We start from the raw sequence: 26992 nt of genomic DNA, 5'->3' as shown, positions 1-26992 counted from the left end.
GTCGATGAAAGCTGACAATCTGATCGCGGATACGAGGATGGACGGTCTCGACCCGAGCTTCCTCCTGGGCGGCGGCGAAATGGGCGCGCTCATCCGTGCGCTCGACTGGACGCAAACGGCGCTCGGCGCGCCCGAGCACTGGCCGCAAAGTCTCAAGACGGCCATCCGCATCATGCTCACCTCCCGCCAGCCGATCTGGGTCGGCTGGGGCCCCGACCTGCTCTTCTTCTACAACGACGCGTACAAGTCGATCATCGGCGGCAAGCATCCGCAAGCACTCGGCCGGCCGACCTCGGTCGTGTGGCGCGAAATCTGGAACGAGATCGGTCCGCTGCTCGACACCGCGCTCGCGGGCGTCGAAGGCACGTACGTCGAACAGAAGCTCCTCATCATGGAGCGCAACGGCTTTCCGGAAGAAACGTATTACACGTTCTCCTACAGCCCGATTCCCGACGATCGCGGCGGCGCGGGCGGCATCATCTGCGCGAACAGCGACGACACGCAACGCGTGCTCGGCGAGCGCCAGTTGAACGTGCTGCGCGAGCTGGCGGCATCGGCGGCCGACGCGCGCACCTGGCGCGAAGCGTGCGAACGGTCGATGAGCGCGTTGCAGACGGCGTCGCGCGACATGCCTTTCGCGCTGCTCTATGCCGTCGAGCCGGGCGGCGATACGGCGACGCTCGTCAGCGCGTGCGGCATCGAGCCGGAGCATCGCGCCGCGCCCGCGGTCCTGCATGCCGCGCGCCAGAACCCGTGGCCCTTCCAGGACGTGCTGCGCGACAACGAGGCACGCATCGTCACGAACCTGGATCGCATCATCGATGCGCCTCTGCCCACCGGCGCATGGAGCGTCGCGCCGGCGAGCGCCGTGATCGTGCCCATCGCGCCTTCGGGCGAAACCGGTCCCGCGTGCGTGCTGATCGCCGCGCTCAATCCCTATCGGCTGTTCGACGATGGCTATCGCGCCTTCATGAATCTGGTCGCGAGCCAGATCGGCGCGGCGATCGGCTACGCGCACGCCTACGACGAAGAGCGCCGGCGCGCCGAAGCACTCGCCGAAATCGACCGCGCGAAGACCACGTTCTTCTCCAATATCAGCCACGAGTTCAGGACGCCGCTCACGCTGATGCTCGGCCCGCTCGAAGAACTGCTCACGAGCCCCGACCGCGTGAGCCGGGAAGACATGCGCGTCGTCGAGGTCATGCATCGCAATGGCTTGCGGCTCCTGAAGCTCGTCAACGCACTGCTCGACTTCTCGCGCATCGAGGCCGGGCGCATCGAGATTCATCGCCAGCCGACAGACATCGCCGTGTTCACCGCCGAGCTCGCCTCGCTCTTTCGCTCGGCGATCGAATCGGCCGGCCTGCGCCTCGAGATCGACATCGGATCGACGCCCGTGATCGCGAACATCGACCGCGACATGTGGGAAAAGATCGTGATGAACCTGCTGTCGAACGCGTTCAAGTTCACGTTCGACGGCTTCATCCGGATTTCGCTGCACGCGAACGCGGAGCACGGCATCGAACTGAGCGTGCGCGATACCGGCATCGGCATTCCGGAACAGGAGCTCGCGCGCGTGTTCGAGCGCTTTCATCGCGTCGCGGGTGCGGCGGGCCGTTCGATGGAAGGCAGCGGCATCGGTCTCGCGATGGTGCAGGAGCTCGTCAAGCTGCATGGCGGCACGATCCGCGTGGACAGCACGTCCGGCCACGGCGCGTGCTTCACCGTGACCTTGCCCGCCCCGCTCGAGCCCGCGCTCGACGCGCCCGGCGCGCCGCATGCCGAGGCGAGCAATCGCGCCCGGTCGTATGTCGATGCCGCCATGCGCTGGATGCCTGACGCGGATGAGCAGCCGGTCGCCGAGAGCGAGGAAGACACGCCGCTCGGCGCGACGGCAACCGCCGAGCCGACGCCCGCGGACGCGCTGCCGGGCCGCGTGCTCATAGTCGACGACAACGCCGACCTGCGCGACTACATGCGCCGCATGCTGAGCGCGGCAGGCCACGACGTGAGCGTCGCCGCCGATGGCGAGGCCGCGCTCGCGATGGCGCGTTCCGTGCGTCCCGAGGTGATCGTCTCCGACGTGATGATGCCGCGCCTCGACGGCTTCGCGCTCCTGCAGGCGGTGCGCGAGGACGAGGCGCTGCGCGACACGCCGGTCGTGCTGCTGTCGGCGCGCGCGGGCGAGGAGGCGCGCGTTGGCGGCCTCGAAGCGGGCGCGGACGACTATCTGACCAAGCCCTTCCCCGCGCGCGAACTGGTCGCGCGCGTGTCGAGCAATCTGCGCCTCGCGCGATTGCGTCGCGCGACCGAGCAGAAGCTGCGTGACGAATCGCGCACGCTGGAGATCCTCAACCGCGTCGGCACGGCGGTCGCGGGGGAGCTCGAGCTGAGCCGCGCGGTGCAGATCGTCGTCGATGCCGCGACCGAGCTGACGGGCGCCGCCTTCGGCTCGTTCTTCTACAACGTGCTCGACGACAAGGGCGCACGCTATACCCTTTACGCGCTGTCGGGCGTGCCCAAGGACACGTTCGACCGGTTCCCGATGCCGCGCAACACCGCCGTGTTCGGTCCGACCTTTGCGGGCGAAGGCATCGTGCGCTCGGACGACATCACGAAAGATCCACGCTACGGCCACAACGCGCCGCATCACGGCATGCCCAAAGGCCATCTCGCCGTGTGCAGCTATCTCGCCGCGCCGGTCATCTCGCGCACGGGCGAAGTGCTCGGCGGGCTCTTCTTCGGACATCCTGAGCCGGGCGTATTCACGGAGCGCGCTGAGCGGATTCTCACAGGCATCGCATCGCAGGCGGCGATCGCCATCGACAATGCGCGTCTCTATCAGGCGGCGCAGGACGAGATCGCGGAACGCACGAAGGCGCAGGCGGCGCTGCGCGATCTGAACGAGACGCTGGAGCGCCGTGTGGCCGATGCCGTCGCCGACCGCGACCGCCTGTGGGAACTGAGCGAGGACCTGTTCTTCGTCGCGAGCTTCGAGGGCGCGCTGCTGCGCGTGAGTCCTTCATGGACGACGGTGCTCGGCTTCGATTCGCATCGCCTGCATTCGCACACGGTGATGGACCTCGTGCATCCGGACGACGTTCACGCGGCCACCGCCGAACTCGGCAGCCTGCGTGCGAACGGCGTGCCGGTGCGCTACGAATGCCGGCTGAGCCGCTCGGATGGCGGCTGGCGCTGGATCGCGTGGACGGTATCGCTCGACCCGCGCACGCGGCGCATTCACGGCGTGGGCCGCGACGTCACGGCGGATCGCGAAACCGCCGAGGCGCTGCGTCAGGCCGAGGAAGCGCTGCGCATGGCGCAGAAAATGGAAGCGATCGGCAAGCTGACGGGCGGCGTCGCGCACGACTTCAACAATCTGCTGCAAGTGATCGGCGGCAATCTGCAATTGCTCGCGAAGGACGTCGCCGGCGAGGACAAGCCGGAGCAGCGCGTGAGGAACGCGCTCGCGGGCGTCGCGCGCGGCGCGAATCTCGCATCGCAGCTACTCGCATTCGGCAGACGGCAGCCGCTCGCGCCGAAGGTCGTGAATCTGGGCCGCTTCGTGCGCGGCCTCGACGACATGTTCCGGCGCGCACTCGGCGATGGCATCGAAATCGAGACCATCGTGTCGGGCGGTTTGTGGAATACGCTCGTCGATCCGTTTCAGGTCGAGAACGCACTGCTCAATCTCGCGATCAACGCGCGCGATGCGATGAACGGTCACGGAAAGCTCACGATCGAAGCGGGCAATGCATCGCTCGACGAAGCCTACGCAATGCGCCACGCCGAGGTGTCGCCCGGCCAGTATGTGATGGTCGCCGTGACGGACACGGGCTCGGGGATGTCGCCCGAAGTGCAGGAACGCGCGTTCGAGCCGTTCTTCACGACCAAGCGCGAGGGTCAGGGCACGGGTCTCGGGCTGTCGATGGTGTACGGCTTCGTCAAGCAATCCGGCGGGCACGTGAAGGTGTACAGCGAGGAAGGACACGGCACGACGGTGCGCATCTATCTGCCGCGCGCGCGTGAGGAAGAAGACCTTGAAGCCAATATCGACGCCGGTCCGGCCAAAGGCGGCAGTGAAACGATTCTCGTGGTCGAGGACGATGAAGAAGTGCGCGCGACCGTCGTCGAGATGCTCGCGGATCTCGGGTATCGCGTGTTGCGGTCGAAGGATGCGCAGAGCGCGCTTGCGATCGTCGAGAGCGGCGTGCGTATCGATCTGCTCTTCACCGATGTCGTCATGCCGGGGCCGTTGCGCAGCACGGAGCTTGCGCGCAAGGCGCGCGAACGCGTGCCGGGCATCGCGGTGCTGTTCACGTCGGGCTATACGGATAATGCGATCGTTCACGCGGGGCGGCTCGATGAAGGCATCGATCTGTTGAGCAAGCCTTATACGCATGAAGCTTTGGCGCGCAAGGTGCGGCATGTGCTCGGCCAAGCCGGGCACACCTCGGCGGCCGCGGTGGCGGACATCGACACGGGTGTGCCGCGTAACGCCCCGGACGATGCGCTGTCGCGCATGCGCGTGCTGTTCGTCGAAGACAACGAACTGGTGCGCACGAGCACCGCTGAGATGTTGCGCACGTTCGGACTGGATCTGATCGATGCGGGCAGCGTTGACGAGGCGCTCGCTTTGTTGCGCGAGCATCGCTTCGAATTGCTGCTGACGGATGTGGATCTTGCGGGGCAATCCGGCGTGGAGCTGGCGATCGCCGCGTGTCGCGGTGCGCCGCAGCTAGGCGTCGTATTCGTGACCGGCTACGATCTCGCGCTCAGCGACGACGAGCGCCGCGCCTTGCCGAGGTCCGTTCAGGTGCGCAAGCCTTTCGACCCGCTGGCGTTGATCAATGCGTTGAATGCGGCCGTGGCGAGGTAAGCGATTGCCCCTGCGACGCATCGCCTGAGGGACATGAGCGTCTTGCTTGAATGAAGCCTGTGTGCTTCGCTCATGTCCCTTTCTTCCGCGCAGCGCCGAATCAGCCCGCGCGGCGTTTTCTCACGGCTTGCGCAAGCAGTTCGAGCACCGGCTCGCTCTGCGTCCAGCCGAGGCACGCGTCGGTGATCGACACGCCGTGCTTGAGCGGCACGCCCGGCTCGAGATCCTGACGGCCCTCTTCCAGATGACTCTCGATCATCACGCCGGTGATGCGCCGCTCGCCCGCTTCCAGTTGCCGCGCGATGTCCTGCGCGACATCCACCTGGCGCAGATGCGACTTGTTCGAGTTGGCGTGCGAACAATCGATCATCACCTGCTCGCGCTGGCCGAGCTTCGTCAATGCGCCGCACGCCGCCGCAACGCTTTGCGCGTCATAGTTCGGCCCCTTCTTGCCGCCGCGCAGAATGACATGGCAGTCGTCGTTGCCGCGCGTCTCGAAGATCGCGGCCATGCCCATCTTCGTCATGCCCATGAACGCGTGGCTCGCGCGTGCCGCGACGATCGCGTCCGCCGCGACCTGCACGCCGCCGTCGGTGCCGTTCTTGAAGCCGATCGGGCACGAGAGACCCGATGCAAGCTGACGATGGCTCTGGCTCTCGGTCGTGCGCGCGCCGATCGCGCCCCACGCGATCAGATCGGCGATGTATTGCGGGCTCAGCAGATCGAGAAACTCGGTTGCGGTCGGAAGCCCCAGGCCGCTGATGTCGAGCAGCAGTTCGCGCGCGCGACGCAGGCCTTCGTTGATGCGGAAGCTGCCGTCCAGACGCGGATCGTTGATATAGCCCTTCCAGCCTACCGTGGTGCGCGGCTTTTCGAAGTACACGCGCATCACGATGAAGAGATCGTCGCGCAGCCGGTCCGCGACCTGCTTCAGGCGCTGCGCGTATTCCATCGCCTGATCGTGATCGTGGATGGAGCACGGGCCGACGACCACGACGAGGCGGTCATCGCGGCCATGCAATATGTTCGCGATGGCCGCGCGGCTTTCCTCCACGAGCGTCTGCACGCCGGGCGTCACAGGCAGTTCGTCGAGCAGCAAGGCCGGCGAGATCAGCGGACGCACGGCGCCGATGCGCGTATCGTCGATGCGGGTCGTGTCTTGCGTGGAGTCGGCCACGCCTGCCTCCTGATCGCGGGAGGGATTGTCGATGCGGGTCAAGATAGGCTCCGTCATGCGTGATTGATGCAAAATTCAGGGATCTATGCGTGTTTTCCGCGAGGTAACCCGGGCGCGGCGCAAACATCCATTATCGCACCTGCGGCAGCCCGCTCGCCCGATCGTGCGTATGATGAAGACGCCACGACACAATCAAAGGGAGTAGATCATGCGCATCGAAACGTCATTCCTGTTCGACCTCGACGGCACGCTCGTCGATAGCGTCTATCAGCACGTGCTCGCGTGGAAGGAAGCGCTCGACGCGGAAGGCATCGAATTGTCCGTGTGGCGCATTCATCGCAAGATCGGCATGAGCGGCGGGCTCTTCACGAATCAGTTGTTGCGCGAGACGCATGGCGAGATCAGCGCGGATCGCGTCGAGCGGCTGCGTCAATTGCATGCAGAAGCCTACAAGCGGCTGCGCGTGCAGGTATGCCCGCTGCCGGGGGCGCGCGAACTGCTCGAAGCGCTCACGCAGGCAGGGACGAAATGGGCCATCGCGACGAGCGGACGCATGGAGACCGCACAGGTCAATCTCGAAGCATTGGGCGTCGATCCTTCGAAGCAAGTGGTCATCACCCGTGACATGGTGAAGTACGCGAAGCCCGATCCCGACCTCTTCCTTGCCGCTGCCGCGCGCCTGAACGTGCCGATCGAGCATACGGTCGTCGTCGGCGACAGCATCTGGGACATGCTGGCCGCGCGCCGATGCCGCTCGCTCGGCGTCGGCCTGCTCTCGGGCGGTTATGGCAGCGACGAACTGGAGCGCTCGGGCGCCTTGCGCGTGTACGAAGATCCTGCGGATCTGCTGCTGCATCTCGATGAAGTCGCGGCGCGTCCGTGAGATGATCGCGCGCATGACCTCCTCTTCTCTCATCGATATTCGTCCCTGGGACGACGCGCATCTCTACACGTTACGCAATGCATCCGGCATGCGCGTCGAGATCAGCGATCTGGGCGCGACGCTCGTCTCATGGCTCGCGCCCGACCGTGAAGGACATTTCGCCGATGTGCTGCTCGGTCACGACACGCCCGCCGACTATCTGAACGGCAGCGCGTTCATGGGCGCGATCATCGGGCGCTGGGCCAACCGCATCCGCGATGGGCGCTTCCTGCTCGACGGCCTTGCGTATCAGGTCGAGCGCAATGAAAGCGCCAATCATCTGCATGGCGGCTCGGCGGGTTTTCATCGGCAGATGTGGCGCGTGGACGTGGCCGATGACGCGCTCGTCATGACGCTGCATTCGCCTTCGGGCGCGGCGGGCTTTCCCGGCAATCTCGATGTGACCGTGCGTTATGCACTGAACGACGCGGGCATGCTATCGATCGATTACGAAGCGCGCACCGATGCGCCGACGCCCGTCAGCCTCACGAACCATGCGTACTTCAATCTGGGCAATGACGCGAGCATTCGCGATCATGAAATATCGATTGCATCGGATACGTTTCTCGCGATCGATGCGAAGTCGATTCCCGTTGCACTCGAAGCGGTAACGAACAGCGTGTTCGATTTGCGCGAGCCTGCATCGATCGGGACGCGTCTCGATGCATCTCATCCGCAACTCGCGCTCGCGGGCGGCTTCGACCATTGCTATGTATTCGACGGCAACGCAAACGAACCGCGCACGGTCGCCGTGCTGTTCGACCCGTCGAGCGGACGCGAGCTGAGCGTCGCAACGGATGCGCGCGGCTTGCAGTTCTACTCGGGGAATTATCTGGAAGGCGTGCCCGCTCGCGATGGTTCGCGCTATCGCAAGCATGCTGGGCTGTGTCTCGAAGCGGGTGGCTTTCCCGACGAGATCAACATGGACGGCGAGCGCGCCGTCCTGCGTCCCGGCGCGGTGTATCGTCAGCGCACGCGCTATACGTTGCGCGTGCGCTGACCGGCAATCAGAAGAGGTTGCGCAAGCCGATCGACACGCCGGTCTGATTCGAGCGGCCCGGCAATTCGACATCGGCCGCGCCCGTCACCTTGTTGAAGTCGATGGTGCCATACACTTCGGTGCGCTTCGACAGCGCATACTCCGCCAGCGCCACACCTGTGTAGCGATTGCCGCTGCCCGTCGCGCCGCCGCCGATGGCCGCGTTCTTCATGTGGTCGTAGTAGAACGCGCCCGTGAGCAACAGCGCCGGCGTGACCTGATACGTGATGCCCGCGAACGGACCGTCGTCGCGGCGGCCCGAGCCCTTCAGAATATCCGTGCCCGACGCGAGGCCGCGCTGCTGCAGGATGCTGTCGACAAAGCCGGTGTCGTCGGTCGAATGCAGATAGCCGACATAGAGCTTCGCCGCGCCGACCGTATAGACCGCGTTCGCGTTCCAGATCTTCTGCTTGTTCGATGAGTTGTCGCTGTTCTGCTGATAGCCGCCGCCGATGGACAGCGGACCCATCGCATACGACGCCGTGAAGCCGTACATGTTGCCCGCGCCCATATGGCCCGGCACCTGACCCGAGAAGCCGCCGGCGCCGGTCGATGTGTAGTTCGTGCCGAACGAGTACATCGCGCCGAGCGTCAGGCCCGCGAACGTGCCGTTGTACTTCACCGCGTTATCCGCATAGAGTCCCGCGCCGAGTGCAACCGGCAGCCATGCGTTCTCGAAGTAATTGCCGACGGTGAGCGGATCGTAAGTGTCGCCGAGCATATCGAAGAGCGGCGTCTTCTGACGGCCGAGCGTCAGCGTGCCATAGCCGCTCGAAAGACCGACATAGGCCGCGCGGTTGAATGCGCGCGCGCTGTCGGCGTACTGGCCGTTCTCCAGTTCCACACCGCTTTCCAGCCGGAAGATCGCCTTCAGGCCGCCCCCGAGATCTTCCTCGCCCTTCAGACCGAAACGGCTGTTGGTGATGGCGCCGTTCGTCATGAACACCTTGCCGTCGTTGTTGGCGTTGGCGTTCGTGAGATAACGCACGCTGACGTCGGCGACCCCATAGAGCGTGACCGAGCTTTGCGCGAATGCGGATTGACAGGCGAGCGCGATGACCGATGCCCCCATACCTGCGATGGCACGCGATGTGATTGTCTTCATGATGTGTTGTGAGCGTCTATTTATTAGCGATTTTTGATCGACTTCCATGCGTCGCCTTTCAGTTCACTGTCTGAACGAAAGCAGCGTCGCGTGACGCATGAAAGCACGCGGATTTTTAACACATCAATTGTCGCGATGCGTGGCTTCGTGCAATACGTGTGGTGTTTTATGCAACAGGCGCAAGTGTTTAGCTTCGCAAGACGCGCTTCACACTTTCGCCTGCATGGGCTCGGACGGCACCGCTTCGAGGAGCACTCGCGTTACATGCGCTGAATCAGTAATACCGATAGAGACGGTCATGCGAAAACGTCATCAATGATCCGCGATGCTTTCAGACAGCTTGCGCGATGAACTCGCGCAGCCACCGATGCGCCGGATCGCGATGCACGCGTTCGTGCCAGTACATCGACATCTCGTAGCCGGGAATATCGACGGGCGGCGCGACGATGCGCAACTCGGGCCAGTGCTTCGCGAGCCTGAGCGGTTGCATCGAAACGAGATCGGTCGTCGCAAGCACGGAACGTACGAACAGGAAGTGCGGCACGGACAGCGCCACATGCCGCTTCATGCCGAGCGTCGCGAGCGCGGCATCCGTGGGACCGGAGAACCCGCCGCCATCGGGCGACACGATCACGTGGTCGAGCGCGCAGAACTGCGCGAGCGTCGGCCGCCGTTTCAATCGCGGATGATCCTTGCGCCCCACGAGCACATAGCTTTCCGTGAAGAGCGCCTGCTGGTGAAAGCCGGCGGTCTCAGGCGATGCAATGTGAAACGCAAGGTCGATCTCGCCGTTCTCCGCCTGCTTCGCGAGCCGCGGCGGCATGATTTCGAGCACCGCGATGCGCGTACGCGGCGCGGCCGCGCGCAAGCCGCTCAACGCAGGCAGAAGCACGGTCGATTCAGTGTAGTCGGTGGCGGCGATGCGCCATGTTTTGTCGGCGGACGCGGGGTCGAATGCGGCTTGCGGCGACACCGCGCGTTCGAGCGACGCCAGCGCTTCGCGCAACGGCTCGCGCAGGCTTTCGGCGCGCGCCGTCGGCCGCATGCCCCGTGGTCCGGGCAACAACAAGGGATCGTCGAAGATATCGCGCAGCTTGGCGAGATGCACGCTCACGGACGGCTGCGAAAAATGAAGTCGCTCGGCTGCACGCGTGACGTTCTGCTCGGCGAGCAGGACATCGAGCGTGACGAGCAGATTGAGATCGAGTCTTCTCAAGATATTATTCATGGCAATGCCTGCAATGTCGGATATTCATTTCCAATATACCCGCTCGGTCTTTAAGCTGGCCTCCATGTCTGTATCGAACTGGAGAATGCCTTATGAATGTGCTGATCGTGTATGCCCATCCGGAACGCCGCTCGCTGAACGGCGCCATCAATGATTTCACCGTCGAAGGCCTGCGGGCCAATGGCCACGACGTGCAAGTTTCCGACCTGTACGCGATGAACTGGAAAGCCGCGCTCGACGCCAACGACATCCGCGAACGCAACCGCGACGCGCCGTTCCATGCGAGCCTCGATTCGAAGCATGCGTTCGAGAACGGTTTGCAAAGCCGCGATATCGAGATCGAGCAGGACAAGCTGCGCTGGGCCGATGCCCTGATCCTGCAATTCCCGATGTGGTGGTTCTCGATGCCCGCGATCATGAAGGGCTGGGTCGAGCGCGTGTATGCGTATGGCTTCGGCTATGGGGTGGGCGAGCACTCGGACACGCACTGGGGCGATCGCTACGGCGAAGGCATGATGGCGGGCAAGCGCGCGATGATCGTCGTCACGACTGGCGGCTGGGAGTCGCATTACGGTCCGCGCGGCATCAACGGTCCGATCGAGGATATCCTGTTTCCGATCCAGCATGGCGTGCTGTTTTATCCCGGATTCGACGTGCTGCCGCCTTTTGTCGTCTATCACACGAGTACGATGGACGGCGCGCGTCTGGATGCAACTTTCCATAAGTTGGGCCAGCGTCTCGACCGGCTCTTTGACGACACGCCCATCGCGTTTCGCAAGCAGAATCACGGCGATTACGCGATTCCCCGCCTCACGCTGCGCGACGAACTCGCCGCGGGACAGAGCGGATTCGGGGCGCACATCGACTCAGGCGGCACGCGCGAAACACGGCTAATAGAAGGTCGATAGGTATTCGCCGGATGCCATTGCGTCCAACGCATAAGCATTTTTTAGCGAAAGTCCCCGACTCACTCTAAGATTGATCCTTCGACGCGCAACGCGACACCAACGGAGGATGACATCGAATGCTGACGATCTGGGGCAGAGCCAACTCGGTCAATGTGCAGAAAGTGCTGTGGTGCTGCGATGAAGTGGGCCTTGCGTACGAGCGAATCGACGCCGGCCTGCAATTCGGGCGCAACAACGAACCCGGCTATCTCGAGATGAACCCGATGGGCCGCGTGCCCACGCTGGTCGATGGCGATTTCGTGCTGTGGGAATCGAATTCGATCATCCGTTATCTCGCGATGCAGTACGGCGCGGCCAGCACGCTCTACCCCGCCGAGCCGAAGGTCCGGGCAAGCGCTGACCGCTGGCTCGACTGGGCACTCTCCACGCTGCAACCGGCCGAACGCCCTCTTTTCTGGGGCTATATCCGCACGAGCGCGGCGGATCGCGACGTCGGGCAACTCGCCGCCGCTGCGAACGAAGTTGAAAAGCTCTGGCGCCTCGTCGATGCGCATCTGAAAGGCCGCGACTATCTCGAAGGCAACACGTTCACCCTCGCCGATCTCGTCATTGCCGCCTATGCGCGCCGCTGGTTCGGCATCGCCGAGCTCGTGCGGCCCGCGCTCCCCGAGCTCGAACGCTGGTATATAGGCATTACCCAACGCGCGGGTTTTCAGCGTTATGTGTCGCCTGAATTGACCTGAACCGGGACGCATCGCCATGACAATCGAACTGCATACGTGGAACACGCCCAACGGACGCAAGATCAGCGTCGCGCTGGAGGAAATGCAACTGCCCTACACCGTGAAGACAGTGAACATCACGAAGGGCGAGCAGCATGCACCCGACTTTCTGCGCATCAGCCCGAACAACCGCATTCCGGCGATTGTCGATCCGGACGGCCCCGACGGCCAGCCGATCAGCATCTTCGAATCCGGCGCGATCCTGCTCTATCTCGGTGAGAAGACCGGCAAGTTCCTGCCCGCGAGCCTGCGCGAGCGCGTGCCCGTGCTCGAATGGCTGATGTGGCAGATGGGCGGCTTCGGCCCGATGCCGGGACAGGTGCATCACTTCCGCATGGTCGAGGCGGAATGCGATCGGCGCTATGCGCTGAAGCGCTATTCCGATGAAACGCGCCGTCTGTATGGCGTGCTCGACAAGCGTCTCGCGCAGGTGGAATACGTGGCGGGCGTATTATCAGTTGCCGATTTCGCGATTCTCGGCTGGGCGTGGCGGCATGAACGTCATCAGGTCTCGCTCGACGATTACCCCAGCGTCAAGCGCTGGTATGAAGCGCTGTTTGCGCGCCCGGGCGTCAAACGCGGCTTCGAGGTGAAGCTCGACGATCTCGTCTGACGGAACCGGATCGCAGCGCCAGCGTCAGTCGTGTGTAAGGCTCGCGGGCATAATCGAAGAAAGCGCATCGAAAAGCGCGCACAGGAGACGACGATGACAGCCGGCATGTACGACGATGGCCTTCCCAAGACGGCCGCCAATTTCGCGGCGCTGACGCCGCTCATGTTCATCGAGCGCGCGGCATCCGTGTATCCGACGCGCCCCGCGATCGTGCACGGCGAGGTGCGGCGCAACTGGGCCGATACCTACGCGCGTACGCGGCGGCTCGCGTCGGCGCTCGCGGCGCGTGGCATCGGTCCCGGCGATACCGTCGCCGCGATGCTGCCGAACACGCCCGAAATGGTCGAAGCGCACTTCGGCGTGCCGATGACGGGCGCCGTGCTCAACACGCTCAACACGCGGCTCGACGCCGCCACGCTCGCCTTCATGCTCGCGCATGGCGAAGCGAAAGCCGTGATCGTCGATCGCGAGTTCGCCGACGTCATGCTCCAAGCCTTGAAAGACGTGCCGCAAGACGTGCTCGTCATCGATGTCGACGATTCGCAGTACACGGGCGAGGGGGAGCGCATCGGCGAAATCGAGTATGAAGCGTTGCTCGCGAGCGGCGATCCGGCATACGAATGGTCGCCGCCATCGGACGAATGGAACGCCATCTGTCTGAACTACACGTCGGGGACGACGGGCAATCCGAAGGGCGTCGTCTATCACCATCGCGGCGCGTACACGAATGCGGTCAGCAATATCCTCGAATGGGACATGCCGAAGCATGCCGTGTACTTGTGGACACTGCCGATGTTCCATTGCAACGGCTGGTGCTTCCCGTGGACCGTGGCCGCCCGCGCGGGCGTGAACGTGTGCCTGCGCCGCGTCGATGCGAAGGCCATCTTCGATCTCATTCGCAACGAAGGCGTCACACATTACTGCGGTGCGCCGATCGTGCAGAACCTGCTCGTCAACGCACCCGACGAGATGAAAGCCGGCATCGAGCAGAAGGTTCACGCGATGGTCGCGGGCGCCGCGCCGCCCGCCGCGATGATCGAAGGCATGGAGCGCATGGGCTTCGAGCTGACTCACGTCTACGGCCTCACCGAGGTCTATGGACCGGCCACGGTCTGTCCGCAGCAGGCCGAATGGAGCGCGCTCGATATCGGCGAACGCGCGCGGCTCAATTCGCGGCAAGGCGTGCGCTATCACCTGCAGGATGCCGTGACCGTGCGCGATCCGCTTTCGATGGAACTCGTGCCTTCGGACGGCGAGACGATCGGCGAGATCATGTTTCGCGGCAACATCGCGATGAAGGGCTATCTGAAGAACCCTGCTGCGACCGAAGAAGCGTTTCGCGGCGGCTGGTTCCATACAGGCGATCTCGCGGTGGCCTATCCCGATGGCTACGTGCGCATCAAGGATCGCAGCAAGGACATCATCATCTCGGGCGGCGAGAACATATCGAGCATCGAAGTGGAGGATGTGCTGTACCGGCATCCTGCCGTGCTTGCCGTGGCGGTCGTCGCGAAACCCGATACGCGCTGGGGCGAAACGCCATGCGCGTTCGTCGAGCTGAAGTCCGGTGCGCAAGTCAGTGCGGAGGATTTGATCGCGCATTGCAAAAAGCATCTCGCGGGCTTCAAGGTGCCACGCGCGATCGAGTTCTGCGAGTTGCCGAAAACGTCCACCGGCAAGATTCAGAAGTTCGAACTGCGCAAGCGCGCGGGCTCGGTCGCCGCGATCGACGTTTGAAGGAGAGCATGAGCATGAGCGAACTCGTTCTGATCGAACGCGATGCGTATGACACCAACGGCGTCGTCAAACTCACACTGAATCGGCCCGATGCGTTCAACGCATTATCGGAAGCCATGCTCGAAGCGCTCGAACAAGGGCTGAAGGAGATCGCCGGATCGGATGCGCGTGTCGTCGTGCTCGCGGGCGCGGGACGCGCGTTCTGCGCAGGCCACGATCTGAAAGAGATGCGCGCTGAACCCGCGCTCGACTACTATCGCGAGCTTTTCGCGCGCTGCTCGCGCATGATGCTGACGATCCAGCGCATGCCGCAACCGGTGATCGCGCGCGTGCATGGCATTGCCACCGCGGCGGGCTGCCAACTGGTCGCAATGTGCGATCTCGCGGTGGCATCGAGCGACGCGCGTTTCGCCGTGTCGGGCGTGAATCTCGGGCTTTTCTGCGCGACGCCGGGCGTGCCGCTGTCGCGCAACGTATCGCGCAAGGCCGCGTTCGAGATGCTTTTTACCGGCGAGTTCATCGATGCAGCCACCGCGCGCGAACGCGGCCTCGTGAATCGCGTCGCGTCGCCAGTCGAACTCGACGATGCCGTTCGCACGCTTGCCGCGACCATCGCCGCCAAGCCGCGCGAAGCAGTAGCGGCGGGCAAGGGTTTGTTCTATCGGCAACTCGAAACCGGCATCGAAGCTGCATACGCACTCGCATCGGAAACGATGGCCTGCAACATGATGCAGGACGCCACGCTCGAAGGAACGCAGGCGTTCATCGAGAAGCGTCCGCCGCGATGGGACTGAATCGCTTAGCTCACGTGCTCGACCGGATGTTTTTCGAGCCACGCGTTCTGTTCATCGCTATATAAGCGCGAGCGCGTGAGAAAGCGCAAACCTGACGGACGCTCCAGCGAAAACATGCCGCCGTTGCCCGGCACGGCATCGATGATGAGCTGCGTGTGCTGCCAGTACTCGTACTGAGATTCGGTCATGTAGAACGGCACGCCGCCGATCGCGCCGAGCTTGACGTCCGAGCCGCCCACCATGAATTCGCTGACCGGAAAGCACATCGGGGCGCTGCCGTCGCAGCATCCGCCGGATTGATGGAACAGCACCTCGCCGTGCTCGGCCTTCAGCTTTTCGATCAAGTCGATCGCGGCGGGCGTCGCGGTCACGCGCTGCACTTCCTGTTCGCTCATGATGTCCCCGTTGTTCGAGCCGGCCGCCCTCGCAAACGACGGCGGCCCCGCAGGCTTTAGAAGAAGCCGAGCGGCTTGTCGCTGTAGCTGACGAGCATGTTCTTCGTCTGCTGATAGTGATCGAGCATCATCTTGTGATTCTCACGTCCGATGCCCGACTGCTTGTAGCCGCCGAACGCCGCGTGCGCCGGATACGCGTGATAGCAGTTGGTCCATACGCGTCCCGCCTGAATCGCGCGGCCGAAGCGATACGCGCGTGTGCCATCGCGCGTCCATACGCCCGCCCCGAGACCGTAGAGCGTATCGTTCGCGATTTCGAGCGCCTCTTCCTCGGTCTTGAAAGTCGTCACCGACAGCACCGGCCCGAAGATTTCCTCCTGGAAGATGCGCATCTTGTTGTGGCCTTTGAAGACCGTCGGCTTGATGTAGTAGCCGTTCTTCAGCTCGCCATCGAACGTCGCGCGCTCACCGCCTGAGAGGCACTCCGCGCCTTCCTGCTTACCGAGATCGATGTACGACAGGATCTTCTGGAGCTGCTCCTGCGATGCCTGCGCGCCGATCATCGTCTTCGTGTCGAGCGGATGCCCCTGCGCGATCGCCGCGACGCGCTTCAACGCGCGTTCCATGAAGCGCTCATAGATCGATTCCTGCACAAGCGCGCGCGACGGGCACGTGCACACTTCGCCCTGGTTCAGCGCGAACATGGTGAAGCCTTCGAGGGCCTTGTCGAAGAAGCTGTCGTCGGCGCTCAGCACATCCTCGAAGAAGATGTTCGGGCTCTTGCCGCCGAGTTCGAGCGTCACGGGAATCAGGTTCTGGCTCGCGTACTGCATGATGAGGCGGCCGGTCGTGGTCTCGCCGGTGAACGCGATCTTCGCGATGCGCTTGTTCGATGCGAGCGGCTTGCCCGCTTCCAGACCGAAGCCGTTCACGACGTTGAGCACGCCCGGCGGCAGCAGATCTTCGATCACCTCGAGCAGCACGAGAATCGACGCGGGCGTCTGCTCCGCCGGCTTCAGCACGACGCAGTTGCCGGCGGCGAGCGCGGGCGCGAGCTTCCATACGGCCATCAGAATCGGGAAGTTCCACGGAATGATCTGCCCGACGACGCCGAGCGGCTCATGGAAGTGATACGCGACCGTATCGTGATCGATCTCGGAGATGCCGCCTTCCTGCGAACGCGCCGCGCTCGCGAAATAGCGGAAGTGATCGATCGCGAGCGGAATGTCCGCGGCCATCGTCTCGCGCAGCGGCTTGCCGTTGTCGATGGACTCCGCGAGCGCGAGACGCGACAGGTTCTGCTCCATGCGATCGGCGAGCTTCAGCAGAAGGTTCGCGCGGTCGGTGACGGATGTCCTGCCCCACGACGTCTTCGCCGCGTGCGCCGCGTCGAGCGCGGCTTCGATATCGGCTTCGCGCGAACGCGGGATCGACGTGAAGGGCTCGCCGGTGATCGGCGAGATGTTGTCGAAATACTCGCCGCCCGCGGGCGGCATCCACTTGCCGCCGATGAAGTTGCCGTACTGCTTCTTGTAGGGGTATTCGGTGCTCAGGAACTGCATCTCTGCGTGATTCATTTGTGTGTGCTCCTCGCATGTCGACGTGAATGGGCCGGTACTGCATGTGTCCGGCGCCGGTCGCTCTTGATTGCGAGTTCCATGCCATCGCGCGCGCGATGTCGCAAGCGGCGCGCAAGCCGCATCGGCATGCGGTTTCGGGGCGCATCGTCAGGGTTTATACGAGGCCGATGTGAACTGTTCACATTCAGAACACCTGCTCCCACCTGTAGCGATGCGACGCAACGCAGATCGCGTGTCCGGGCGCCCTGCACAAGCATGATTTGCTGCGGGCAAACGCTTATGGCACGAGTGTTCATATTGCAAAGCCCTTCACACTTGTCTATGGTCATGCCAGCCGTGGCAAAGCGCCGCACCCCATATGTCGTTGCATCGCATGTTTGGGCGGCGCGAATGGCCTTGCGATCAGTCGATGAAGACCGCATCGACTCGCATGACCACGGCGGGCTGCTCGTGTCCGGCGACCCCGGCGCAGCACCTCAAGCAAACGATGCGCGCGCACGTGCATGCATGACGCGCCACGGAGACCACGATGAACAGCACAATCAATCAAGGGGCCGTGCACGGCCCGACAGGCTTTTTTTCCAAGCAGGCGACCATCGCCCGGCCCGGGTTCACGCGCTGGATGGTGCCGCCCGCCGCGCTGGCTGTTCACCTGTGCATCGGGCAGGCGTATGCGTTCTCGGTGTTCAATGCGCCGCTCACGAAGATCATCGGCATCACCAGTTCGGCACCCGATGACTGGTCACTGACGACGCTCGGCTGGATCTTCTCGCTCGCGATCGTATTTCTCGGCTTGTCCGCCGCGTTCGCAGGCAAATGGCTGGAGAAGGTCGGCCCGCGCCGCACGATGTTCACCGCGGCCTGCTGCTTCGGCGGCGGCTTTCTCGTTTCGGCGCTCGGCGTCCATCTGCATCAGATCTGGCTGCTGTATCTCGGTTACGGCGTGATCGGCGGCATCGGGCTCGGGCTCGGCTATGTGTCGCCGGTATCGACGCTCATCCGCTGGTTCCCGGACCGCCGCGGCATGGCGACGGGCATGGCGATCATGGGCTTCGGCGGCGGCGCGATGATCGCGGCGCCCGGTTCCGTCGCGCTGATGAACCACTTCAAGAGCGCGACGAGCGCCGGCGTCGCCGAGACTTTCGTCGTGCTCGGCGTGCTGTATTTCATCTCGATGACGATCGGCGCACTCGCGATCCGCATCCCGCCGGCGGACTGGAAGCCGGCTGGCTGGACGCCGCCTGTGACCGCCAACAAGATGATCACGAAGAATCACGTGGACATCGATCAGGCGCTGAAGACGCCGCAGTTCTATCTGCTGTGGCTCGTCCTGTTCCTGAACGTGACGGCGGGCATCGGCGTGCTCGGGCAGGCCTCGGTGATGATCCAGGAGAGCTTCAAGGCCTCGATCACGGCGGGTGCGGCGGCGGGCTTCGTCGGGCTGCTGTCGCTCTTCAACATGGGCGGGCGCTTCGTGTGGGCGTCGGCGTCGGACTGGATCGGGCGCAAGAACACTTACTTCGTGTTCTTTGCGCTGGGCGCGGTGTTGTACTTCCTCGTGCCGCAGTTTGCGGGCGCGGGCAACATCGCGCTCTTCGTACTGGCCTACGGCATCATCCTTTCCATGTACGGCGGCGGCTTCGCGACCATTCCCGCGTACCTCGCGGACATGTTCGGCACGGCGTTCGTCGGCGGGATTCACGGCCGGCTGCTGACCGCGTGGGCGGCGGCGGGCGTCGCGGGTCCGGTGCTCGTCAACTACGTGCGTGCCTATCAGGTGGCGCATGGCGTCGTCGGCGCCGAAGCGTACACGATGACGCTGCACATCATGGCCGTGCTGCTCGTCGTTGGCTTCATCTGCAATCTGCTCGTCACGCGCGTGCATGAGAAGCACCACATGGACACGTCGCCGCAGACGGCGAACTAAAAGTCAAAGAGGAGATCCGCGATGAATGACCGCATCGATACTCAGGCAGTTCACCCGTCGAATAATGGGCTGCTTCTGTTGTTCTGGGCGTATGTGCTGATTCCGCTCGGTTGGGGCGTTACGAACACGCTCACGCAGGCGATCAAGCTGTTTCAGTAATCTGAAAGGTGACATTTCCGCGCGCCGGACGGCCGATGCGATTCATCGGTTCACGGCGCGCGCTTCATTGAATCCGCGTTGAATCCGCACGATCCGAATCATGTCCCCGGCATCCTTGACGAAGGGCACCTTCCGCTAGCCGGCGCAAACGTCCTGTGCAGACAAGCTTCGCTGTGTTCCCGTGCCGAGTCCGATGGGCATCGGCATGACATTCCCCCATTGACTGACCGTCGATATTTCCAAGGATTGGTATCGACGAGCACGGGGGCATGCCAGACGGCTATTCCCGATGTTGTCAGTGCCCGCGATCCTCCACCCTGCTCAGGCTGCGGCGCGCGAGCACGCTCATGAGAAGCGTGCCGCACACGAGCGCCGCCATATACACGCCTGCCATCATCCAGTCCAATTCACTCACGGTGGTTCTCCTTCTGATTAAACCGCGGCCGGGGCGCCACGGGGTCACGCGATGCAACTGCGTTCTGGCCTGATTTACGGCACGCGCGCGCAAAGGTTTAGCGCGCTGGAATGAACGACGTTGGCAACACGTTCAAGGAGAATGCGAAAGCGACGCGTCAAGAAACCGATCGCGCGTACGATTTCGCAAACGTGTGGCTTGCAAACGCCGCGATGCGGGCAAGGCGGCGCGCGTCGGCGTATCGTTCGACTAGCGCCCGAGAGCGCACGACGACATTCCCCGCAGACAAGAAAACGGTCCACGACAATGAACACCTCCCGCCGCAGCTTCATGATTTTCAGCATCGGCATGGGCACGACGCTATGGCTCACGCGGGCCCGCGCCGATGTGCCGCACTTGAGCGAAGCGGATCCGGCGGCCGTCGCCGTCGGCTACACGGAAGACGCCGCCAAGGTGGACAAGGCGAAATATCCCGCCTTCGCGGCGGGACAGACATGCGCGAACTGCTCGCTGTATCAGGGCAAATCGAGCGATGCCTGGGGCGGCTGCTCGCTCTTCAACGACAAACTCGTGGCCGGCAAGGGATGGTGCGCGTCCTACACGAACATGTGAGGCCGGCTCAGCGCACCGAATAGCCGACGAACCGCCAGACCTTGTCCGAATCGAGAATGAACGTCACCATCTCGCGCGACGACTGACTGGCCTGACTGAACTGGGTGTCGAAGAGAATGTTGATGTACGCGCCGGCGGGCATGTTGCCGGTGCCGTCGTAGCGATAGTGCTTTACGCCCATCGGCATGCGCAGGCCCGGAGCGCCCAGCGGCAAACGGTCGCGCGCGATCTTCTTCATGAAGTCTTCGCGGGAAACGATCTGTTTTGCGATGGGCGAGGCCTGATCCCATACGTCGCCCGCCTTGTTCTGGTCGATCAGCCTGATGATGCTCGACGCGACCTGGGCGATATCCCGGTCCTGCTGATCGAGCGCCGCCTGCTGCTCCTTCGTGAGCGAGCGCGTTGCGGCGGGTTGAACCGCTTGCTGTGCTGGCTGAGTTTGTTGCGCGTGGCACGCGACGCCCGCTGAAAAGAGCAGGAACGCGGCGAGAGAGACGGAAAAGCGTGATTTCATGACGGACGACGTTCGTTTCCACGGCGCAGATTGTATCGCCGTCCGCGACGCGAACGGTAAGAAATACTTAGTTTCGGAAATTTGCACGGAGCCGCGAGCATGTGCGGTCGAGCACACGTCTTGCTTAAGGATTGAACAGTGGCTTCCAACGCTTTTCGCCGAGGTTCGACATGCGGCTAGTCGACTGGAACATTCAATGGGGACGCGGCGTGGATGGCCGCGTCGATCTCGCGCGCATCGTCGCCGAAGCAAAGGCGCTGCACGATTTCGACATCCTGTGCCTGCAGGAAGTGACGCGCGGCTTTCACGAAAGCGAACAGGCGGGCGGACTCGGTGGCCGACCGGCCCCCGACCAATTCGCCGAGCTCGAAACGCTGATTCCCGGCGCGACCGTCATCGACGCAATCGGCTCCGATCTGCCGCCCGTGGGCGCCGGGCTCGCACGCCGTCAGTTCGGCAACGCGATCGTCAGCCGCCTGCCGGTGCGTCAGGTGTTGCGCCATTCGCTGCCGTGGCCCGCCGATCCCGCGAAGCCGTCGATGCTGCGCGTCGCGCTCGAAGCCGTCATCGAGACGGACGTAGGCCCGCTGCGCATCATCAGCACGCATCTCGAGTTTTATTCGGAGAAGCAGCGGCTCGCGCAAGTCGCGCGTTTGCGCGAACTGCACGCCGAAGCGTGCGCGCACGCGCGTCAGCCCGCGAGGGCAGAAAGTCAGGCGAGCCCGTTCGCCGACACCGCGCGGCCGACTTCCGCGATTATCTGCGGCGACTTCAACAGTGCGTTCGACGCCTCGGCGTATCGCGCGATGCTGGCGCCGCTCGCCGATGCACCGGCGTTCCTCGATGCCTGGACCTGCGCGCATCCGAACGCGCCGCGCGCGGCGACCGTCGGCCTGTACGATCACGATCAATGGCCCGATGGGCCGTTCGCCTGCGACTTCATCTTCGTCACCGAAGACCTGAAGCCGCGCATCGCGGGATGCGAAGCGGACCAGTCGAGCCGATCATCGGATCATCAGCCGATGTGGCTCGAACTTCGTTAAGCGCCTTCTTCGCGCGAAAGGCCATATAGCGCCTGCAACGCCGCTGCGCGCGCCTGCCCGACGATCATCCCGCGCCAGATATCGTCGTCGATGTAAAACGCCGCGCGAATCTGGCGGCGAATGTCGGCCTTCAGCGCAGCGGGCGCGTGCGCATGATGGCGCACCCAGACATCCGCGCGCAGCATGTCGAGCATGTCCGTGAGCGGCACCGTGCCGTACTCGATCGCAATCGATGCAATCGCGGCATGCGGGCACGTCTGCCGCAGCGTATCGAGCAAGGGCCCGGCGACATCCGCCGCGATCGACGTGCCATCCAACGGGCTCGTCACGTCCGCGCCCCACCAGCGCCGCGCACGCGCCACATCGCCGACGCAGATCTTCGCGCCGAAGCCGCTCGGCCCCAGTCCCGTATGAAAATCGATCCAGCCGATCGCCGTGCACGTCTCTCCGTATTCCGCGAGCAGACTGCGCATCGTCCGCGTGCTCCACGCGGCTTGCGCGCCGCCGTAGAACATGCCCTGCGCGTGGGTGTACTGGCCCGTCGTCACCGCTTGCTGATACGCCCATTGCCCGCGCGTTTCGATGTAGGTGCGAATCGCCGCGATGTTCGCTTCGTCAGGCGGCCAGCTCGCCGGAAGCAGCAGCTCGTGCAGCTCCGCGTAACCGGGGTTTTGCGGCAACGGCCCCGCGAAATCCACGCTGTTGCGATTCAGATCGACATTGCCTTCCGTCGTGCGGCTCAGATACGAAAAGCCATACGGATTGATCGCATGGACCAGCAACATCGCGACGCCGAGACTCTCCATCAGCGCGGGCAATACGTCGTCGCGCATCAACGCGATCTGTGCGCCCGAGCCGCAAAAGCCTTCGACGCCATGCGTCGCGGACGTGAGCACGAGCAGGCGCTTCGCATCGGCCGGGCCGATACGCACGACATCGGTTGCGAGCGTCTCGCCTTCCAGACCGTCGATGCCTTCGAGCACGCGCGTATCGACCGCGAGTTTGCGCGCGGCGGCCGTGTCGAGAAACCGCTGACGCGCCTCGCGATACGTCGATGAAAACATGCTCACCTCCCTACGCGCGCGAAAGAAACGCTTCGACCAGACGCACCCAGTACGTCGAGCCGAGCGTGAGCACGTCATCGTTGAAATCGTAGCTGCTGTTATGCAGCATGCACGGTCCGATGCCATGACCGTGTTCGCGATGCTCACCCAGTCCGTTGCCGATATACCCGTAGCAGCCCGGCCGTTCCAGCAGCATGAACGAGAAGTCCTCCGCGCCCATCGTCGGATCGACGTTCGTGTTCACCTTCTGCGCACCGACGACATCGCGCATCACGCCAAGCGCGAATTGCGTCTCGCTCTGCGTGTTCACCGTCGGCGGATAGTTGCGTACGAAACTAACTTCAGCCTTGCACCGATAAGCCGCCGCCGTTGCCGCGACGATCTCCCTCATGCGCGTCTCGATCAGATCGAGCACGTCGGTGGAAAACGTGCGCACGGTGCCGCCGAGCGTCGCGGTCGTCGGGATCGCGTTGATCGCGTGGCCCGCCTGCATGCGCGTGATCGAGAGCACGGCCGCGTCGATGGGCCGCTTGTTGCGCGTCACGATGCTCTGCAAGCCCGTGCCGATCTGCAGCGCGGTGAACACAGGATCGACGCCATCGTGCGGAATGGCCGCATGCGCGCCCACGCCCTCGATGCGGATCTCGAACTCGTTGCTCGATGCCTGCGTCGCGCCCACACGCGCACCGAATTCGCCCGCCGCCATGCCCGGCCAGTTGTGCAGCGCGAACACGGCATCGACGGGAAAGCGCTCGAAGAGGCCGTCTTCGATCATCGCTTTCGCGCCGCCCCCGCCTTCTTCGGCGGGCTGAAAGATGAAGACGACCGTGCCGTCGAAATCACGGTGGTTCGCAAGGTATTGCGCAGCGCCGAGCAGCATCGCGGTGTGGCCGTCGTGGCCGCACGCATGCATCTTGTTCTCGTGACGCGACGCATGCGCAAACGTGTTCAGCTCAGGAATCGGCAGCGCGTCCATGTCGGCGCGCAGGCCGATCGCGCGCTTGCTCGCGCCTTTCTTCAACACACCGACCACGCCCGTCTTGCCGAGCCCGCGCGTCACTTCGATATCCCAGCTTTCGAGCTTTTGCGCGACCAGTTCCGCCGTGCGCGCTTCTTCGTAGCAGAGTTCGGGATGCGCGTGCATATCGCGGCGAATGGATTGAATCTCGTCGCGCGACCGGGCGATCTCGGGAATGATCGACATGCTTTCCTCATGTGTGAGTGAGTGACCCGAAGCATTGTCGATGGCCGGAAATAACAGCGAAAGCTGATATTCCTTGTCCGTGACTTAAGGAAAGCTTTAGCTTTCGCGCGGCGGTATGGCACCGCGCGAACGCATGCGGATGCGCTCCTGCACGATGCTCATGACCGCGTGCCGGTCGTGAATCTTGCGCTCCAGCATGCCGACGACGCGCCGCGGCGTATTCTTCGCGAGCGGCAGCACGCGCAACGCCGGATCGCTCGCCCACGAGCCGTATTCGAGCAGCGGCACGACAGAAACGCCCGCGTCCTGCCGCACGAGTTCGACGATCACTTCGAGCGAATTCAGTTCGAGGAACTCGTTCACGACGAGCCGGTTGTGCTTCAACGCGCGATCGATCAGCGCGCCCGTTCGCTGCGCGCGATCGAAACGCAGAAACGGCCGGCTCGCGAGCATGTCGGCTGCGCTGGCGGGGGCGCTGCCGGGCGTTCCTATCGCGACGAGCGGCTCCGCATAGAGCGGTGTCCAGTTGAGGCTCGCCGGCGTCTTGCCCGCCATCTCGACGATCACCGCCGCGTCGATCTCGCCTGCTTCCACCTGCGGCGCGAGGGCAAGCGCCTTGCCCGTGAAAAGCCGCACATCGAGGCGCGGATACTGGCCTTTCAATTCGGTGACGACGGACGCGAGCGCGCCCATCGCCGAATCGACCGCGCCGATGGCAACCGATCCCGCGATTTCATCGTCGAGGCCCGTGAGCCGCATGCTGTCGTAGAGCGCGACGATGCGCTCCGCCTGCGGCAAAACCTGCTTGCCGATGCTCGTCAACCGGTTGGTGCGCCCCACGCGGTCGAAGAGCGGCCGCTTCAGATCGTCTTCGAGCGATTGCATCTGCATGCTCACGGCGGCTTGCGTGAGCGCCACTTTCTCGGCGGCGGCGGCGAAAGAGCCGTAACGCGCGACGGCGATGAAGGTGCGCAAAAAGCGAATGTTGCTCATCGTGTCTTGGGGACAACCCGAACCGTTCGATCAGGTTTCCTTGAGTGTCAGTTCAGAAATTCTATATTTTCTTATTTCAACTCGGCGTAATGTTTGCGTGTTGCAGCGGCTCGCGCGCCTCCCGCGGCGCGAGCCAGTAAAAGACCGGATGTCGTCGCCCTGATCAATCGCCCCACGCCCACGGAGTGCATTCGATGAGCACCGTACTACCTGCAGCCCACGCGGCCGAACAGAACGCCGCGCTCAATCTGTCCGGCCGACGAGCGATCGTCGTATCGACCATCGGCAACGCGCTCGAATGGTTCGACTTCATGGTCTACGGCTTCTTCGCCGTCATCATCGCCAAGCTGTACTTTCCCGCAACGAATCCCACCATCTCATTGCTCGCGACCTGGGCGACGTTCGGCGTCGGCTTTCTGACGCGGCCGCTCGGCGGGATCGTGCTGGGCGCGGTTGCGGACCGCGTCGGACGCAAGTCGGCGCTCACGCTCACCATCTCGCTGATGGCGGTCGGCATCGCGATCATCGCGTTCGCGCCGACGTATGCGGCGATCGGCATCGCCGCGCCCCTGTTGATGCTGCTCGGCCGCCTGATTCAGGGCTTCTCGGCGGGCGGCGAAGTGGGCTGCGCGACGGCGTTTCTCGTCGAATACGCGCCCGCCAACAAACGCGGCTATTTCGGCAGCTTCCAGATGGTCGCGCAGGCAGCGGCGAGTCTCGCGGGCTCGTTTTTCGGCGCGGTGCTCACGCGCACGCTGAGTCCCGAGCATCTGAACAGCTGGGGCTGGCGCATCCCGTTCGTGATCGGCCTCCTGATCGTGCCGGTAGGCTTGTATCTGCGCTCGAAACTGGATGAGTCGCCCGTGTTCGTCGAGAAGGCGCAGAAGAACGAACTGAGCGCGCGTCCGATCCGCGACACCGCCACGAAGCACTGGATGCCCGTGCTCGCGGGTTTCGGCCTCACGGTGTTCGGCACCATCGGCACATACATCTTCCTGCTGTATCTGCCGACGCACGCCACGCGCGTCCTGCACATGGCGCTGACCGACGGCCTCATCAGCTCGACGATCGGCGCGCTCGTGTATCTCGTCTGCTGCCCGATCTTCGGCCGGCTCTCGGACCGCATCGGCCGCAAGAAGCTGATGGCGACCGCGCTCGCGCTGTCGCTCGTCACGGCGTATCCGATCTTCGCCGTGCTCACTGCGCATCCGAGCCTGCCGATGCTGGTCGTCTGCCAGGCGCTTCTGATGACTTACCTCGGCATCTTCCAGGGCTGCTATCCGGCGTTCATCTCCGAACTGCTGCCGTCGAGCGTGCGTTCGACGGGCATCTCGGTGAGCTACAACGTCGCGGTGATGATCTTCGGCGGCTTCGCGCCGGCCATCGTGCAATGGCTGACGATGACTACGGGCGACCCGCTTTCGATCTGCTACTACGTGATTTTCGGCAGCGCGGTCGCGCTTCTGACGATCCTCCCGCTGCGCGACCGCTATAGCGAAGCGCTGCGGTAAGGCTGCTGCATGGTGTTCGCAAACGAAGGAGAATGGGCTGCCCGCACGGAAGTCCGGCCCGCTTAAGTCTGAATTAAGAAAGCGCGCTTAGGCTGAGGACTGACCGACCCACCCCTCCTTCCGGCCGCGCAAGCGGCCATTTTTTTGGAGCGACACGGTGCAGATGATCGTCCGCTTGTTCCTGATCCTCGTGGCGCTCGTGGTCTTCACCACGGTCGGCGTGTTCCTTCTTTCGCTCGTCGCGCGGGCCGGCATCACGCACTGAATCCTTTCCGCGCTGTGGGCATGCTTCGTGCGCCCGCAGCATCCCGTGGCCCGCGCGCGAGCTTTCGGTCGGGAAAGTTTCGCGTCAGGTGCCTATACTGGCTGAGTGTCGTCTTTCGCCGCATCG

General features: G+C 63.7%; 22 protein-coding genes. 13 read left to right on the top strand and 9 right to left on the bottom strand.

The features are described 5' to 3' along the window. The first annotated feature begins 4 nt into the window (after nucleotides 1-4). Entirely contained in the window at nucleotides 5-4879 is a 4875-nt protein-coding gene (locus NCT32_RS25700) for a response regulator (RefSeq protein ID WP_061116332.1), read from the top strand. Between the two features lie 100 nt (nucleotides 4880-4979). On the opposite strand, the gene NCT32_RS25695 is transcribed toward NCT32_RS25700, so the two are convergent. After that, nucleotides 4980-6098 (bottom strand): 3-deoxy-7-phosphoheptulonate synthase, encoded by a 1119-nt coding sequence (locus NCT32_RS25695; RefSeq protein WP_061116522.1) that lies wholly within the window; start codon nucleotides 6096-6098, stop codon nucleotides 4980-4982. Between the two features lie 166 nt (nucleotides 6099-6264). On the opposite strand from NCT32_RS25695, the gene NCT32_RS25690 reads away from it, so the two are divergent. Both NCT32_RS25690 and NCT32_RS25685 read left to right on the top strand, forming a co-directional pair. Continuing rightward, a complete protein-coding gene (locus NCT32_RS25690; protein WP_061116331.1) occupies nucleotides 6265-6939 on the top strand; it encodes an HAD family hydrolase in 675 nt (224 codons plus the stop codon). A 13-nt stretch (nucleotides 6940-6952) separates the two neighbouring features. Continuing rightward, nucleotides 6953-7978, top strand: a complete 1026-nt coding sequence (locus tag NCT32_RS25685) for an aldose epimerase family protein (RefSeq protein WP_250477807.1) — start codon at nucleotides 6953-6955, stop codon at nucleotides 7976-7978. A gap of 7 nt (nucleotides 7979-7985) precedes the next feature. Here the strand turns inward: NCT32_RS25685 and NCT32_RS25680 are convergent, their stop codons facing one another. After that, nucleotides 7986-9122: a porin gene (locus tag NCT32_RS25680; protein WP_061116329.1), complete on the bottom strand. Its 1137-nt coding sequence runs from the start codon at nucleotides 9120-9122 to the stop codon at nucleotides 7986-7988. Nucleotides 9123-9453: 331 nt separating this feature from the next. Continuing rightward, on the bottom strand, nucleotides 9454-10350 hold the full coding sequence (locus NCT32_RS25675; protein ID WP_061116328.1) for a LysR family transcriptional regulator: 897 nt from the start codon (nucleotides 10348-10350) through the stop codon (nucleotides 9454-9456). 92 nt (nucleotides 10351-10442) lie between these two features. On the opposite strand from NCT32_RS25675, the gene NCT32_RS25670 reads away from it, so the two are divergent. From NCT32_RS25670 to NCT32_RS25650, 5 genes are all read left to right on the top strand, one after another. After that, on the top strand, nucleotides 10443-11258 hold the full coding sequence (locus NCT32_RS25670; RefSeq protein WP_061116327.1) for an NAD(P)H-dependent oxidoreductase: 816 nt from the start codon (nucleotides 10443-10445) through the stop codon (nucleotides 11256-11258). A 116-nt stretch (nucleotides 11259-11374) separates the two neighbouring features. Continuing rightward, nucleotides 11375-12001 carry a glutathione S-transferase family protein gene (locus tag NCT32_RS25665; protein ID WP_061116326.1) on the top strand — a complete coding sequence of 209 codons (627 nt, stop codon included), beginning with the start codon at nucleotides 11375-11377 and terminating at the stop codon, nucleotides 11999-12001. Nucleotides 12002-12017: 16 nt separating this feature from the next. Further along, nucleotides 12018-12653, top strand: a complete 636-nt coding sequence (locus tag NCT32_RS25660; RefSeq protein ID WP_061116325.1) for a glutathione S-transferase family protein — start codon at nucleotides 12018-12020, stop codon at nucleotides 12651-12653. 93 nt (nucleotides 12654-12746) lie between these two features. Beyond that, complete coding sequence (locus NCT32_RS25655) at nucleotides 12747-14390, top strand: acyl-CoA synthetase (RefSeq protein WP_250490622.1); 1644 nt, start codon at nucleotides 12747-12749, stop codon at nucleotides 14388-14390. 14 nt (nucleotides 14391-14404) lie between these two features. Next, a complete protein-coding gene (locus tag NCT32_RS25650; protein WP_061116521.1) occupies nucleotides 14405-15184 on the top strand; it encodes an enoyl-CoA hydratase in 780 nt (259 codons plus the stop codon). Between the two features lie 5 nt (nucleotides 15185-15189). Here the strand turns inward: NCT32_RS25650 and NCT32_RS25645 are convergent, their stop codons facing one another. Both NCT32_RS25645 and adh read right to left on the bottom strand, forming a co-directional pair. Further along, nucleotides 15190-15579: a DUF779 domain-containing protein gene (locus NCT32_RS25645; protein ID WP_061116323.1), complete on the bottom strand. Its 390-nt coding sequence runs from the start codon at nucleotides 15577-15579 to the stop codon at nucleotides 15190-15192. 56 nt (nucleotides 15580-15635) lie between these two features. Beyond that, nucleotides 15636-17156: an aldehyde dehydrogenase gene (gene adh, locus NCT32_RS25640; protein WP_061116322.1), complete on the bottom strand. Its 1521-nt coding sequence runs from the start codon at nucleotides 17154-17156 to the stop codon at nucleotides 15636-15638. A 532-nt stretch (nucleotides 17157-17688) separates the two neighbouring features. Here adh and NCT32_RS25635 point away from each other — a divergent pair. The 3 genes from NCT32_RS25635 to NCT32_RS25625 all read left to right on the top strand — a co-directional run bounded on the left by NCT32_RS25635 (nucleotide 17689) and on the right by NCT32_RS25625 (nucleotide 20272). Further along, a complete protein-coding gene (locus NCT32_RS25635) occupies nucleotides 17689-19086 on the top strand; it encodes an OFA family MFS transporter (protein ID WP_061116321.1) in 1398 nt (465 codons plus the stop codon). A 21-nt stretch (nucleotides 19087-19107) separates the two neighbouring features. Then, nucleotides 19108-19245, top strand: a complete 138-nt coding sequence (locus NCT32_RS25630; RefSeq protein WP_061116320.1) for a hypothetical protein — start codon at nucleotides 19108-19110, stop codon at nucleotides 19243-19245. A 721-nt stretch (nucleotides 19246-19966) separates the two neighbouring features. Next, on the top strand, nucleotides 19967-20272 hold the full coding sequence (locus NCT32_RS25625; protein ID WP_061116319.1) for a high-potential iron-sulfur protein: 306 nt from the start codon (nucleotides 19967-19969) through the stop codon (nucleotides 20270-20272). 7 nt (nucleotides 20273-20279) lie between these two features. Here the strand turns inward: NCT32_RS25625 and NCT32_RS25620 are convergent, their stop codons facing one another. Beyond that, nucleotides 20280-20786: a DUF4019 domain-containing protein gene (locus NCT32_RS25620; RefSeq protein WP_061116318.1), complete on the bottom strand. Its 507-nt coding sequence runs from the start codon at nucleotides 20784-20786 to the stop codon at nucleotides 20280-20282. Nucleotides 20787-20956: 170 nt separating this feature from the next. On the opposite strand from NCT32_RS25620, the gene NCT32_RS25615 reads away from it, so the two are divergent. Beyond that, nucleotides 20957-21829 carry an endonuclease/exonuclease/phosphatase family protein gene (locus NCT32_RS25615; RefSeq protein WP_061116317.1) on the top strand — a complete coding sequence of 291 codons (873 nt, stop codon included), beginning with the start codon at nucleotides 20957-20959 and terminating at the stop codon, nucleotides 21827-21829. On the opposite strand, the gene NCT32_RS25610 is transcribed toward NCT32_RS25615, so the two are convergent. The 3 genes from NCT32_RS25610 to NCT32_RS25600 form a co-directional block, all read right to left on the bottom strand. Further along, complete coding sequence (locus NCT32_RS25610) at nucleotides 21826-22893, bottom strand: M14 family metallopeptidase (protein WP_061116316.1); 1068 nt, start codon at nucleotides 22891-22893, stop codon at nucleotides 21826-21828. The two genes, NCT32_RS25615 and NCT32_RS25610, sit on opposite strands and share 4 nt — an antisense overlap. Before the next feature lie 10 nt (nucleotides 22894-22903). Continuing rightward, nucleotides 22904-24097 (bottom strand): M20 aminoacylase family protein, encoded by a 1194-nt coding sequence (locus NCT32_RS25605; RefSeq protein ID WP_250490621.1) that lies wholly within the window; start codon nucleotides 24095-24097, stop codon nucleotides 22904-22906. 96 nt (nucleotides 24098-24193) lie between these two features. After that, entirely contained in the window at nucleotides 24194-25090 is an 897-nt protein-coding gene (locus tag NCT32_RS25600; RefSeq protein ID WP_061116314.1) for a LysR substrate-binding domain-containing protein, read from the bottom strand. Between the two features lie 194 nt (nucleotides 25091-25284). On the opposite strand from NCT32_RS25600, the gene NCT32_RS25595 reads away from it, so the two are divergent. After that, entirely contained in the window at nucleotides 25285-26601 is a 1317-nt protein-coding gene (locus tag NCT32_RS25595) for an MFS transporter (RefSeq protein WP_061116313.1), read from the top strand. The last annotated feature ends 391 nt before the right edge of the window (nucleotides 26602-26992 follow it).

The sequence above is a fragment of the Caballeronia sp. INML2 genome (assembly GCF_023631365.1).
GTDB classification, from domain to species: Bacteria; Pseudomonadota; Gammaproteobacteria; order Burkholderiales; family Burkholderiaceae; genus Caballeronia; species Caballeronia turbans.
This window is presented reverse-complemented; position numbering and strand designations above follow the sequence as displayed.

What these genes read in the sequence shown, in the direction of transcription:
- NCT32_RS25595 (WP_061116313.1), top strand. Translation starts at nt 25,285, where the DNA reads ATGAGCACCGTACTACCTGCAGCCCACGCGGCCGAACAGAACGCCGCG.
- NCT32_RS25600 (WP_061116314.1), bottom strand. Translation starts at nt 25,090, where the DNA reads ATGAGCAACATTCGCTTTTTGCGCACCTTCATCGCCGTCGCGCGTTAC.
- NCT32_RS25610 (WP_061116316.1), bottom strand. Translation starts at nt 22,893, where the DNA reads ATGTTTTCATCGACGTATCGCGAGGCGCGTCAGCGGTTTCTCGACACG.
- NCT32_RS25635 (WP_061116321.1), top strand. Translation starts at nt 17,689, where the DNA reads ATGAACAGCACAATCAATCAAGGGGCCGTGCACGGCCCGACAGGCTTT.
- NCT32_RS25675 (WP_061116328.1), bottom strand. Translation starts at nt 10,350, where the DNA reads ATGAATAATATCTTGAGAAGACTCGATCTCAATCTGCTCGTCACGCTC.
- NCT32_RS25660 (WP_061116325.1), top strand. Translation starts at nt 12,018, where the DNA reads ATGACAATCGAACTGCATACGTGGAACACGCCCAACGGACGCAAGATC.
- NCT32_RS25625 (WP_061116319.1), top strand. Translation starts at nt 19,967, where the DNA reads ATGAACACCTCCCGCCGCAGCTTCATGATTTTCAGCATCGGCATGGGC.
- NCT32_RS25620 (WP_061116318.1), bottom strand. Translation starts at nt 20,786, where the DNA reads ATGAAATCACGCTTTTCCGTCTCTCTCGCCGCGTTCCTGCTCTTTTCA.
- NCT32_RS25650 (WP_061116521.1), top strand. Translation starts at nt 14,405, where the DNA reads ATGAGCGAACTCGTTCTGATCGAACGCGATGCGTATGACACCAACGGC.
- NCT32_RS25680 (WP_061116329.1), bottom strand. Translation starts at nt 9,122, where the DNA reads ATGAAGACAATCACATCGCGTGCCATCGCAGGTATGGGGGCATCGGTC.
- NCT32_RS25665 (WP_061116326.1), top strand. Translation starts at nt 11,375, where the DNA reads ATGCTGACGATCTGGGGCAGAGCCAACTCGGTCAATGTGCAGAAAGTG.
- NCT32_RS25605 (WP_250490621.1), bottom strand. Translation starts at nt 24,097, where the DNA reads ATGTCGATCATTCCCGAGATCGCCCGGTCGCGCGACGAGATTCAATCC.
- NCT32_RS25645 (WP_061116323.1), bottom strand. Translation starts at nt 15,579, where the DNA reads ATGAGCGAACAGGAAGTGCAGCGCGTGACCGCGACGCCCGCCGCGATC.
- NCT32_RS25615 (WP_061116317.1), top strand. Translation starts at nt 20,957, where the DNA reads ATGCGGCTAGTCGACTGGAACATTCAATGGGGACGCGGCGTGGATGGC.
- NCT32_RS25690 (WP_061116331.1), top strand. Translation starts at nt 6,265, where the DNA reads ATGCGCATCGAAACGTCATTCCTGTTCGACCTCGACGGCACGCTCGTC.
- NCT32_RS25685 (WP_250477807.1), top strand. Translation starts at nt 6,953, where the DNA reads ATGACCTCCTCTTCTCTCATCGATATTCGTCCCTGGGACGACGCGCAT.
- NCT32_RS25630 (WP_061116320.1), top strand. Translation starts at nt 19,108, where the DNA reads ATGAATGACCGCATCGATACTCAGGCAGTTCACCCGTCGAATAATGGG.
- NCT32_RS25670 (WP_061116327.1), top strand. Translation starts at nt 10,443, where the DNA reads ATGAATGTGCTGATCGTGTATGCCCATCCGGAACGCCGCTCGCTGAAC.
- NCT32_RS25700 (WP_061116332.1), top strand. Translation starts at nt 5, where the DNA reads ATGAAAGCTGACAATCTGATCGCGGATACGAGGATGGACGGTCTCGAC.
- NCT32_RS25655 (WP_250490622.1), top strand. Translation starts at nt 12,747, where the DNA reads ATGACAGCCGGCATGTACGACGATGGCCTTCCCAAGACGGCCGCCAAT.
- adh (WP_061116322.1), bottom strand. Translation starts at nt 17,156, where the DNA reads ATGAATCACGCAGAGATGCAGTTCCTGAGCACCGAATACCCCTACAAG.